The following is a 12,020-nucleotide window of genomic DNA, read 5'->3' as shown; positions in this document are numbered from 1 at the left end:
CTTATAAGCATAAAAAATTTGGAGGGTTCAACATGGCAAAAGTATATTATGATAATTCAGTAGAAAAAAATCAATTAGAAGGAAAAACGATCGCAGTCATTGGCTACGGTTCTCAGGGACATGCTCACGCGCAAAATCTAAGAGATAATGGAAATCAAGTCATCATTGGTATTCGCGAAGGAAAATCAGCTGAAGCAGCTCGTAATGATGGGTTTGATGTTTTTCCAGTAGCAGAAGCATCTAAAAAAGCAGATGTTGTGATGATCTTAGCACCGGATGAAATCCAAGGAGATCTTTATGACAATGAGATTGCACCAAACTTAGAAGCAGGCAATGCCTTAGCGTTTGGACATGGATTCAATATTCATTTTGATGTGATCACACCACCCAAAGATGTGGATGTTTTCTTAGTTGCTCCTAAAGGACCAGGTCATCTTGTTCGCCGGACATTTACAGAAGGTTTTGCCGTACCTGCATTGTTTGCAGTTTATCAAGATGCTTCTGGTCATGCTAGTGATGTTGCTTTATCTTATGCAAAAGGAATCGGCGCAACGCGTGTAGGAGTACTTGAAACAACCTTTAAAGAAGAAACAGAAACAGATCTATTTGGAGAACAAGCAGTTTTATGCGGCGGTTTGACTAGTTTGATCGAAGCAGGTTTCGAAACGTTGACAGAAGCAGGCTACCAACCAGAATTAGCCTATTTTGAAGTTTGTCATGAATTAAAATTGATCGTAGATCTTATTTATGAAGGAGGATTTGAGAAAATGCGTCACTCTATCTCAAATACTGCGGAATATGGAGATTATGTTTCAGGTCCACGAGTTGTTACAGCAGAAGCAAAAGCGAATATGAAAGATGTTTTGACAGACATTCAAAATGGAAAATTTGCTAAAGGCTTCATTGACGATAACAAAAATGGTTTTAAAGAATTTAATCAAATGCGTAAAGAAAATGCTGGACATCCAATTGAAAAAGTTGGAGCAGAGCTACGTAAAATGATGCCTTTTGTTTCTAGAGAAGACTAAATAGGTAGCAAATGGATAAAGAGAGCGGGACAAAACTAAACATCCGTTTTGTTTCGCTCTCTAAACCTAAATAAATGGCGAGAAAAAAGCAATTACTACGGCTACGCTTCGATCACATCAGCTAATGCATATAGTTTCACTACTGTTTAAAGAACAAAGTAAAGCTAGCAACATTCTAAGTCCTAAACCACTAAGAGTTGAAAGATTCGGAAATAAGCTGAAATTACTGTAAAACACAACGAAGAATAAGTGGATGCTTTCTCATCAAAGACTCGCTGCAGATAAACAGTGTTGCACAATACCTACTTGGTTCTTGGAGCTAAACACTTTAGTCTCAGCCTTTTTCTGGCTATATGAAAGGTAGTGGAACAGTTGTCACAATTAACACGAGAAAAAATAGAAGATGCGTATCATACATTAAAGGAAGTCGTAACTGAAACACCATTACAATACGATATCTACTTATCCCAAAAATACCAATGCAATGTTTATCTGAAAAGAGAGGATTTGCAAAAGGTTCGTTCCTTCAAGTTACGTGGAGCTTATTATGCTATCAAAGAAACACCGCAAGAAATGCTAAAAAACGGCGTTGTCTGTGCGAGTGCGGGTAATCATGCACAAGGCGTTGCCTATACCTGTCAAGAAATGAAAGTTCCTGCAACGATTTTTATGCCGACAACCACTCCTCAACAAAAGATTTCTCAAGTGAAATTTTTTGGTGGTGATGAAGTCACAGTCAAATTGATCGGTGATACGTTTGATTCCTCTGCGGCAGCGGCGAAAGACTATGCAAAAGCGAATAATCAAGCGTTTATCGATCCCTTCAATGATCTAAACATCATGGCGGGGCAAGGAACCGTTGCAGTTGAAATTTTTAAAGAAGCAAAAGAAGCGGAATTTCAAGTTGATTATCTACTGTCAGCGATCGGCGGCGGCGGTTTAGTCAGTGGTGTTTCTACATATGCAAAAGCTGTAAGTCCAATGACCGAAGTGATCGGTGTAGAACCATTAGGGGCTCAATCGATGAAAGCAGCTTTTGATAAAGGCGGACCGGTCATGTTGGAACAAATCGAAAAGTTTGTTGATGGCGCTGCGGTGAAAAAAGTTGGCAATCTGACCTATGAACATGCAATGGACTATGTAGATAGATTACTGGCCATTGATGAAGGACAAGTTTGTACGACGATTCTAGAGCTCTACACAAAGCAGGCGATCGTAGTGGAACCTGCTGGGGCGTTGAGTGTTTCTGCATTAGAACACATCAAGGAAGAAATCAAGGGAAAAACAGTGGTCTGTATTATCAGTGGTGGAAACAATGATATCAATCGAATGGAAGAAATCGAAGAACGTTCGTTGATTTTTGAAGGTTTGAAACATTATTTTGTCATTAACTTTCCACAGCGGCCTGGAGCATTAAGAGAGTTTGTAACCGATATTTTAGGTCCTGATGATGATATCACTCGTTTCGAATATACGAAAAAGGTGAACCGGGGAACCGGACCAGTAATTTTGGGGATTCTTTTAAAAGAAAAAGAAGAATTATCCAATTTATTAAAAAAGATGGCTACATTTGATCCGAATTATATTGATTTGAGTGACAATCCATCTTTATATGCATTACTTGTTTAGAGAAAAAATAATTGTTTATATTTTAGAATTATTGTTATTTTATTTTGGTTTTTTAGTAAAAATTTCCGAGAATAAGAAGGGGAGAAATTGACATCATTTATCAGCGGATGACCTGATAAATGAGTCAATTTTTTTTTACAAAAATAAATATCTAAAATTTGATTAAAAATATAGAAAAATGGAGAGAGAGTCCTTGCCATTTCCTCCGAAAGAACGTATATTTAACTTACTACATTAAATCAGTCAAAAACATCGACTGTCAATGAGCATGAGCCAGATAGAAAATCATTTTCACTTCATTCGATCACCTTTTTGATCAAACCAGAATTATTTTTTCTATCATTCGTCATTTTTATTATCATGTCTCTTTGTTAAACATTACTCGAAATACCAAAATAGAATATTAGTAAAGTTGGAATATAAATGAATATTAATAAAAGGTTAGAAGATCGCCGTTATATCACCGGATTTGATGGAATTCGGACACTAGCGGTCATTGGCGTGATTCTTTATCACTTGTTCCCAAATATAATGCATGGGGGCTATTTAGGTGTCCCTATTTTTTTTGCTGTCTCAGGTTATTTGATTACTGACCTGCTGAGGCAGGAATGGCTTCAGACCGAAACGATCGATGTCAAGGGCTTTTATATTCGTCGGATGAAGCGGCTTTACCCAGGCTTGATTGCTATGTTGATCCTATCATCAGCCTATATCGTTCTTTTCCAAAAAGATTTACTGAACAATTTACGCAGCGTTTTTGCCAGCAGCGTATTTTACTATAATAACTGGTGGCAAATATTTAAAGGCTTTTCTTATTTTGATCGTTTTGCTACACAATCTCCTTTTACTCACATTTGGTCATTGGCAGTTGAAGCACAGAATTATCTGGTTTGGCCGTTGTTATTTATTGTCTTAAAAAAATACGTGAAACATAGTGGTAAAATTTTTGCTTTGATCATGGGGGCGACAGTCATCTCTGGGGTGCTGATGGCGGTTTTGTTCACACCAGGATCGGATCCCACAAGGGTTTATTACGGAACAGATACGCGATTATTTTCGATTTTAATGGGGAGTGGTTTGGCTTTTGTTTGGCCAAGCTATCGTCTGAAAGAAGAAATTCCTGCTAAAGCAAGGAATTTATTGAATGGCGTCGGAATTGCTTCATTGGTCGTTTTATTAGCCTCGTTTTTGTTTTTCGCAGATCGTTATTCTTTTGTCTATTACGGCGGGATGTTTATTGTCAGTATTTTTGCTACGCTTTTAGTAGCAGTTACGGCTCATCCAGGAGCTGACGTCAATCGTTGGCTGACAAATCCTGTTTTTACTTGGATCGGTAAGAGAAGCTATGGGATCTACTTGTATCAGTTTCCAGTGATGATTTTTTACGAAGCCAAAATAAAAAATCTTAGTGATCATGTTTTATTGCACTCATTGATCGAACTAGCTTTGATTTTAGGCATCAGCGAGCTTTCTTATCGCTTTATTGAAAAACCTTTAGGCAAATTTTATTATAAGTATACATGGTTCGCAATCAAAGATTTCTTTAAAAAGCCTTGGTTTACTTCGGCTAAAATCACTGCGGTCATCTGCACAGTATTCACTTGTTTTGCGTTATATGGTCTGGCGATCGCACCATCTAATGAAGTAACTGCTGATCAAAAGCAGCTGCAAAAAACGATTGAAGAAAATAAGAAAAAAGCAGAAGAACGTAAAGAAGCAGAGAAAGCGAAAAACGAAGGAAAAACGGCTGAGTCTACAGAACAGTCAGCAAAAGCACCAGAAATAAATGTTGATTTGACAGCTGAAGAAATCAAAAAAGCACAAGGGATGGAGATCACTGCTTTTGGGGATTCAGTAGTACTTGATGCAGCAGCTGGACTACAGGAAATTTTTCCAAAAATAATTGTTGACGGTGAAGTGGGAAGACAATTATATGAAAGTGCTCCGACGATTCAAAAGTTGGATAAAGATAAATTATTAAAAGACAATGTTTTGGTTGGGCTTGGGACGAATGGCTCATTTACTGAAGCACAGTTTGATGAATTTATGTCAGCGATTGGTACGAAGCGAAAAGTTTATTGGATCAATGTTCGCGTTCCAACACGTAGATGGCAAAACGAAGTTAATACGATGTTGGACAACATGAAAAAGAAATATAAGAATTTAACGGTTATCGATTGGTATAATTATAGTAATGCACATGAAGAGTGGTTTTATGAAGACCGAGTTCATCCCAATGTTGATGGACAAGTCAAATATTCTAACTTTATTGCAAAAGAAATTCTGAAATGATATTGAAAGAATCTGGATGATGACGAAAAAGTCAATGTTCAGATTCTTTGCCATTTTTCTGTGTATCCAATGTATAATATAAAAGAAAACAGGATGAAGGAGGCACAAAAAATGCAGTTTTGGTCAATAAAGACAGAAATACCTAAAGTTGAAGAATACCTAGATTTACGTAAAAGCGGAGGTCTGTCTCCACGTGGAAAAAAAGCAAGTGAATTAGGATTAAAAAATAGCTTATTTTCTATCTGTATTAGAGAAAAAGAGACAGGAAGATTAGTTGGAATGGGACGAATCGTAGGGGATGGCGGTACAAGTTATCAAGTTGTTGATATTGTTGTCCACCCAGAATATCAGAAACAAGGTTTAGGAAAGCAGATCATGGAGCAGCTGATGGCTTATATAAATGAAAAATGTGACCCGCTAGCTTATGTCAATCTAATTGCAGATGTGCCTGCAAATAAATTATATGAACAATTTGGATTTGTTGAAACAAGTCCTTCTAGTGTGGGCATGTATTTAAAAGTGAAACGTTGAATTATAGTAAAAATGTATCTATTGGGGTTGTATCCCTGATAGATGTTTAGTTAAGAATGAAAGTGAACAGTCTTCAATTTAGTAGAGTGTGTCAAAATAAGTAAAATAAAGAGGTGAGACAACTGATCAACAGTTTGTTTCACCTCTTTATTTATGTTAAAACTAATTGATAAGCATAACGCTCTCCATTTGGTGCTTCCAACAGGATATCCCCTTGATACGAAAAGCCTGCTTTTTTTATCAATTGTTGCATGGCTTGATTTTTAGGATGAGTATCAATTCGGATATCTAAATATCCATTTAACCTAGCGGCTGAAATAAGCAGATTCATCAGGGTCAGCGCTAAACCTCTTCCTTGGTGATCTGAATGAAGAGCAACTCGATGGATAACAGCATAAGATGAACCTGTATCTTGCCAGTTACCGTTTTTTATTTGTTCATAAGGTGGTTCTTTATCGGTAGAAATAACGCCTAGACCAACAATCATTTCATCGACGACCAGGACATAGCAGTGTCCCAAAGAAATATCTGAAATCAATTGCTTTTCACTTGGGCCTTCACCATTTTGCCATTGTGGAATTTTCTGTTCTGCTAAAAGTTGCCTTGCCCGGACAATGATTTCCATCAGTTCAGGCAAATCATTAGGTTGCGCATATCTTAGATAAGTCGCCATAGTAAGATCCTTTCTTTATGACATTTAGTGGTCATTCAATGAATTTTCAGGTTTTAGCTGGTAAATTTTTGAAGGACGACCGATTCCTACGGGACGCTCGCCAATTTCTTCAAAATGATGAAGCATTGCTTTTTTAAAGTTTGAGTGATCGATCGTTTTGTAGTCGACTCCAGAAAATTTAGCGAATACTTTACGTGCTTCAGTAATTGTAAAATCTTTTCCCAATACCTGTAGAACTTGCGGATCATGCTCCATTTTGTTTGAAACCCGATTAAATGCTTTTAAAATAATTTCACTATGGTCAAAAGCTAATGTATCTTTGCCGTTTGAAGCACCTGTTTTCAAGTCCAAAATAATCTCTACACTGCCATTAGTTAGTGAAAGAAGATCTCCGTCACGTTCCATCGTAAACCAGCGTACTTCTTTAGCATCATCTCCTGCAATCAATGGTTCTTCTCCAATAAATGCTAAATAGCTGACAGTCACGACCCAGCCGCGCGGATCACGATCAGGTCTGCTGAAACTATGCAGCTGTTCAATATTTTCTTTAGAGATAACAACACCTGTTTCTTCAGTCGTTTCACGCAGTACGCTTTCACCAGTAGACTCATTTCGGTTGACGAATCCCCCAGGTAATGCCCATGAATTTCGATAAGGATGGCCTTTTCTTTTTATCAATAATATTTTTAATTGATCCTCTTCTTTGTTATAGCACATCAAAACAATATCTACGGTCAGAGAAGGCTTTTCATATTCAGGAAGTTCTTGTTGATGATACCAATTTAAAAATTCGGCTTCACTAGCGTGTTGCTCATAGTATTGTTTTTCTTCTTCCCTAGAATTAAAGTGCACCAAATCGCTCATCCTCTCTAAATTAGATAAAAGTACTTTTTACTTTATTGTATCATTATCAACAAGAAAAACAACTAAAGACTGATGATTGATAAAAAATAAAAATCTTAAAATTCTGCGTATCTTTATCAAGAAGGAAAAATAAGAATGAAAAACATGAGGGAGCAAAGAGAATGCATAGCAAACAAGGACTTAAAACAACGATCACTAAATATTTCACTAGCGAAATAGAAGAAAAAATGCTTTATCCTAATGAGGAATTAACACTGTTGATGGTTATTTCAGGACAAATAGAATTGATTTTATTGGATCAGTATGTGGTGTTGAAAAAAGGGGAGATTTACCTTTTGAATAAGAATGAAATGATGAGTGTTTTTCCAAGCAGCAAGAATCAGGTATTAAGTGTAAGCTTGAACATTACGCCAGAAAAGTGGCTGAACTGTCGATTTAAACAACCCAATCCTTTAACAATTTCTAGTGAAAAAATCTATCAAGAAATTGTTAAATGTCTACTTTATAAAGAACATCCTCAGTATTTGTTGAAGCTGTTACTGAGAAATCAGATTATATTCATCGAGAAGACCTTGAGAGTAGATGGCAGCCCATTCACTGATTTTATAGAGATTTTGGAGTATATCAATAAAAATTATATCGAGGAGCATTGCTTAGAAAAATTGGTCGAACATTTTATGTTGGATAAATATACTCTTTTTCAAAACTTTAGAAAGTGTACAGGTTTTTCTATCCAAATCTATTTACGGGAAGTCAGACTATTTTACAGTGTTCGTCTTCTAAAAAAGACGAATGCCAAAATTATGGACATCGCTTTGGACACAGGTTTCTCCAGTCTTAGGGCATTCAATAAATCATTCAAGGATAAATTTGGTTTACCACCATTATCATTTAGAAAACAACATAAATTATGTCAAAAAAATAGTGAAAGTGAGTTTGAACTTGAACAAGTTGAACAGTTTTTGGAAAGAAAAATCGATCAGACCACCTAAAATAGTAAAAGAAATAGTTGTAAATGCTATTGATGTGAGAATATAATTGAGTCTTCTGCTTTTGGTTAACCTTTATTTCAAAAAGGTTGACAAAAGAAAAAGTAAATAGTATTTTAAAGATACAACAAATACAAATAGTTTGGAGCCGATCTATGAAGACAAAAGATATTACAAGAATTGCAATTATGATAAGCATTATTATTGTGTTAGGATTTTTCCCGCCGATCCCAATTAGTCTGTTACCAGTGCCGATCGTTATTCAAAATGCTGGATTCATGTTGAGTGGGTTACTTTTAGGGAAAAAGAATGGAACGATTGCTACGCTGCTGTTTTTACTACTAACAGCAATCGGATTTCCGATTTTAGCAGGTGGACGTGGTGGGATCACTGTATTTATAGGTATTACGGCAGGATATCTTTTCGCGTATCCTTTTGCGACTTTTTTGATTGGCTGGTTAACTGAAAAATTCAATCCAAACAATCAGAAGCTTATCTATGCATTTGTCATTACTTTTATCTTTGGCGCAGTTTTCATTGATTTTTGTGGTGCTGTTGGCGTAAGTCTATTATCAGATGTTTCTCTTTCAAAAAGTTTAGTGGCAAGTTTAGCATTTATTCCTGGGGATACGATCAAGGCCTTTTTAACTGCTTTTGTTGCTAAGAGACTGTCAAGAGTTCTTGTAAAAAAAGGGGAACAATCGTGAAGAGGATCAGCGGCATCAGTGTTGATGAGCATGGCAGATGCAGCCATTATGATTCTGAGTATGATGTTGTTGCCAATCAGTGTTATGAATGTCGAACGTATTATGCATGCTATCATTGCCACGATGAAATGGAAGAGCATAGCTTTAAAGCTTGGCCGGTCAGTAAAGATTCCCAGGTCAAAATAATTCTCTGTGGGGTCTGCTCTGTTGAAATGAATTATGATCAATATAAACAAAGCGGTTCTTGTCCAAATTGTGGTCACCAATTCAATTCTAAGTGTGCAAATCATGAAGGTATTTATTTTTGTTAATCGTCTAAACAAGGATGAAAGAAGCCAAGTAGACATAGCTGCTTTATTTACTACATCAAAAAAAGAGCCCGAAACAAAGTTAGAAAATAGCTTTGTTTCGGGCTCTGATTCTTATTGAGTCAGTTCCAATAATTTATTTTTCAGATCTTCTTCCATATGACCTAATTCGATTTCAGCAGCTCTACGTTTTTCTTTTCCTTCTTTTTGAATACGTAATGTTTCTTGGATCGTTTCTACTAAGTCATTTTGTGTTTTTTGTAATGTTTCAATATCAACAATACCGCGTTCGTTTTCTTTAGCAGTTTCGATTGCTGAGATTTTCAACATTTCAGAATTTTTCTTCAATAGATCATTGGTTGTTTCGGAGACTTGGCGTTGTGCAGTTACAGCATCTTTTTGTCTCAAAAGAGTTAAAGCAATAACTACTTGGTTTTTCCAAAGTGGAATGGCAGTATTGATCGATGCTTGAATTTTTTCTGCTAGTGCTTGGTTGGTATTTTGAATTAGCCGAATCTGTGGTGCTTGCTGGATCGTGATTTGACGAGCCAATCGCAAGTCATGTGTCCGTTTATCTAAACGATCTAAAAATTGTGTATAGTCGTTGGCGATTTGTACGTCCATCTGATCGCCTGATTCTTCTGCTTTTTTCATTGCTTCCGGGATGATCGTTGTTTGTAATTCTTCGATTTTTAATTCTCCTGCAGCAATATAGATATTCAATGCATCAAAATAATCTTTATTTTTATTATAAAGCTGTTCCAGCATTAAATTATCTTTTAGCAAGCCGTTTTTTTCTTTATCAAGTTTGATGGCGATCTTATCGATTTGTGCACCGATTTTTTGATATTTTGCAGTGATTTCAAAGATCGACTGTTTGACTTTTCCAAACATTTTTTGGAAAATATTTCCTTCACCAGTCCGTAATTCATCCGGGTTCGCTTCATTTAGACGATACATCAAATCGGTCAATGAATCGCCAAGAGGGCCAATATCTTGTGCTTGCACATGATTTAACATTGATTGAGAGAATTCTCCTAATTTTGTTTGAGCAGCAGCTCCATAAGTAATGACCGCTTGGGCATCTTGTACATCGATTTTTGACGCTAATTCTCTGGCTTGTGCCTGACGTTCTTCTGGTAATTTATCTACCAAACGGGCAGCAACTTGCTGATCCTGTAAAGCAGAAATTTCGCTTTGCTGTGTAGCAGTCAATGAATCGATAGGTGTTGAAAACGGGTTATTTAATAAATCATCTAAAGTATCACTGACAGGTGTCACATCTTTTGGCTTATTTTCCATATAGTTTCCTCCTCTGTGCATAAACGAGCTTACATAGTGCTGTTAATGATATTATTCTTCATTTTCACTATGTTCATTATCTCTTTTTAAGCTGTTTTTAGCAACGGAAATCTCAATATCTAGATCATCTAAATCGTCTGCAACAAATTGTTCATAATCTTTTTTGATCAATTTTGAGACTTGATCGATAATTTGAGCACTTTCTTCTAATTTTTCATAGGTTTGTTTATTTTTGATTTCATGATCATCGATTTCTAAATACTTACTTGTTAAATCAACTAAGTTAGGTAAGTGTGTGTAAAGAAAATGATTTGCTAAATGAAGCTTTTTAGGCTCTTTAACTAATTCCTTGAACAAAGCTTTGGATACTCGCAATGTATCATTGCGCAAATCGATCGCTCTCAATTTAGTTGAGGCGTTCATATTTTCTTGCAGTTTAATGATCTGTTTTTTTGTTGTGTTCATCGTATCACGGAAAAAGGTGATTTCCTGATCTGTCATACCTGATTCAGAATAATGTTCTTCTTTTGCCTTGGTCAAGTTAGGCAGCTGTTCTTCTTTTTTCACATTCTTTTTGTTTGACCCAGTAAAGAGCAGCACCATTAATATCACTAAAGCCACGATAACGGCAGGTAGATGTATACCGGTAATAAAACGCAGAACGAAGCCAGCTAAAATCAAGTAGGCGATTATTTTAATAAGTTTTCCTGTTCTCATTTCAGTTCCCTCCAATCATTTATTCCATCGAAAGTTAATTTTCCTTCGCTATATATGCTATTTTAGCACATTCTACTTAAGAAAGAATATCAGTCCAAAGATGGATTTTAATATTTAGAGAAAATGTAAGAAATGACAAGTGAATTCAGCTGTTTTTTACTACTTAGGATGTAGAATGATGCATCCTGTTCACAAAAAAGTCAAAAGAAATCTGAGAAAAAAGCAAAACCATAGGGTATAATGGATAATAATGATTTGGTATAAAGGAGAAATACAGTGAAGATAAAAAATATCATACCGCTTTTATTTGTAGGGTTTATGCTCACAGGTTGTTTTGGGCGTAAAGCTGAGGTAGAAATAATAGAGGATGCCTATAAAGAAGAGTCAAGTTCCAGCATTGAGGAATCTGTTTCCTATGAAGGCGATGAAGTGTTTTATGAACCCAGAGATAGCACTGAGACAAGCAGTACAATAGATGAAAATAAACAAGCGACAGAAACAACAACACAATCTTCTACTGAAGACAAGGGCAAAGTAGAAGTGATCAAGACAAGTAATGGTGACTTTAAAGTAGAGCTTCCAACAGGATGGGAGACTATCGAGACAAAAGAATTGAGTGATAATGCAGATATTAGCGTGAAAAATTCGAATACAGAAACCTATTATATTGTGTTAAGTGAAGCCAAAAAAGATTTTGAAAATTTTTCTGCGTTTAAAAAATCAGTCGATATTTCTGATTTAGGAGAGATATCGAATGAGAAAAAAGAATCGATCAAATATAACGGGATGAAAGGTGAACGCCGTAAGTTCACTGCAACGAAAGACGGTATAGAAGTTTATTACATGTATGATTTAATGGAAAGCGAAGACCACTACCTTCAATGTATCAGCTGGACTTTAGAAAGTACAAAGAAGGAGAATGAGCCTGATATGATCAAGCTTATGAAATCATTGACAGAATTATAAAAAAGTTTTTATAG

The 12,020-nt window shown here is 36.0% G+C and carries 12 protein-coding genes; 8 read left to right on the top strand and 4 right to left on the bottom strand.

Annotated elements, in window-relative coordinates; genetic code table 11:
- Positions 1–32 precede the first annotated feature (32 nt).
- The 4 genes from ilvC (at position 33) to H3T55_RS01380 (ending at position 5,480) form a co-directional block, all read left to right on the top strand.
- Positions 33–1,028 carry a ketol-acid reductoisomerase gene (gene ilvC, locus H3T55_RS01395; RefSeq protein WP_087639583.1) on the top strand — a complete coding sequence of 332 codons (996 nt, stop codon included), beginning with the start codon at positions 33–35 and terminating at the stop codon, positions 1,026–1,028.
- A gap of 372 nt (positions 1,029–1,400) precedes the next feature.
- Entirely contained in the window at positions 1,401–2,657 is a 1,257-nt protein-coding gene (gene ilvA / locus H3T55_RS01390; RefSeq protein WP_225533011.1) for a threonine ammonia-lyase IlvA, read from the top strand.
- A gap of 423 nt (positions 2,658–3,080) precedes the next feature.
- A complete protein-coding gene (locus tag H3T55_RS01385) occupies positions 3,081–4,949 on the top strand; it encodes an acyltransferase family protein (protein WP_225533012.1) in 1,869 nt (622 codons plus the stop codon).
- A gap of 111 nt (positions 4,950–5,060) precedes the next feature.
- Complete coding sequence (locus tag H3T55_RS01380; RefSeq protein WP_087639586.1) at positions 5,061–5,480, top strand: GNAT family N-acetyltransferase; 420 nt, start codon at positions 5,061–5,063, stop codon at positions 5,478–5,480.
- 151 nt (positions 5,481–5,631) lie between these two features.
- Here the strand turns inward: H3T55_RS01380 and H3T55_RS01375 are convergent, their stop codons facing one another.
- Together H3T55_RS01375 and H3T55_RS01370 are read right to left on the bottom strand one after the other, a co-directional pair.
- On the bottom strand, positions 5,632–6,153 hold the full coding sequence (locus tag H3T55_RS01375) for a GNAT family N-acetyltransferase (protein WP_225533013.1): 522 nt from the start codon (positions 6,151–6,153) through the stop codon (positions 5,632–5,634).
- 24 nt (positions 6,154–6,177) lie between these two features.
- Entirely contained in the window at positions 6,178–7,017 is an 840-nt protein-coding gene (locus tag H3T55_RS01370; protein WP_412523555.1) for an NUDIX domain-containing protein, read from the bottom strand.
- 161 nt (positions 7,018–7,178) lie between these two features.
- Here H3T55_RS01370 and H3T55_RS01365 point away from each other — a divergent pair, with 161 nt between their 5' ends.
- The 3 genes from H3T55_RS01365 (at position 7,179) to H3T55_RS01355 (ending at position 9,024) form a co-directional block, all read left to right on the top strand.
- Positions 7,179–8,009 carry a helix-turn-helix domain-containing protein gene (locus H3T55_RS01365; protein WP_225533015.1) on the top strand — a complete coding sequence of 277 codons (831 nt, stop codon included), beginning with the start codon at positions 7,179–7,181 and terminating at the stop codon, positions 8,007–8,009.
- Positions 8,010–8,161: 152 nt separating this feature from the next.
- Positions 8,162–8,713: a biotin transporter BioY gene (locus tag H3T55_RS01360; protein ID WP_225533016.1), complete on the top strand. Its 552-nt coding sequence runs from the start codon at positions 8,162–8,164 to the stop codon at positions 8,711–8,713.
- Positions 8,710–9,024, top strand: coding sequence for a CHY zinc finger protein (locus H3T55_RS01355; protein ID WP_225533017.1), 315 nt, complete (start codon positions 8,710–8,712; stop codon positions 9,022–9,024). The genes H3T55_RS01360 and H3T55_RS01355 overlap by 4 nt, the downstream gene beginning before the upstream one ends.
- A gap of 111 nt (positions 9,025–9,135) precedes the next feature.
- Here the strand turns inward: H3T55_RS01355 and H3T55_RS01350 are convergent, their stop codons facing one another.
- The gene (locus tag H3T55_RS01350) at positions 9,136–10,323 is read right to left on the bottom strand and encodes a toxic anion resistance protein (RefSeq protein WP_087639592.1); all 1,188 of its coding nucleotides are present in this window, start codon (positions 10,321–10,323) and stop codon (positions 9,136–9,138) included.
- A gap of 51 nt (positions 10,324–10,374) precedes the next feature.
- On the bottom strand, positions 10,375–11,040 hold the full coding sequence (locus tag H3T55_RS01345; protein ID WP_225533018.1) for a 5-bromo-4-chloroindolyl phosphate hydrolysis family protein: 666 nt from the start codon (positions 11,038–11,040) through the stop codon (positions 10,375–10,377).
- A gap of 276 nt (positions 11,041–11,316) precedes the next feature.
- Here H3T55_RS01345 and H3T55_RS01340 point away from each other — a divergent pair, with 276 nt between their 5' ends.
- On the top strand, positions 11,317–12,006 hold the full coding sequence (locus H3T55_RS01340; RefSeq protein ID WP_225533019.1) for a hypothetical protein: 690 nt from the start codon (positions 11,317–11,319) through the stop codon (positions 12,004–12,006).
- The last annotated feature ends 14 nt before the right edge of the window (positions 12,007–12,020 follow it).

The sequence above is a fragment of the Enterococcus sp. S22(2020) genome, assembly GCF_020295385.1.
Taxonomy (GTDB): Bacteria; Bacillota; Bacilli; order Lactobacillales; family Enterococcaceae; genus Enterococcus_L; species Enterococcus_L dunnyi.
The sequence above is the reverse complement of the archived record's forward strand: the minus strand, read 5'-3'. Positions and strand labels throughout refer to the sequence as shown.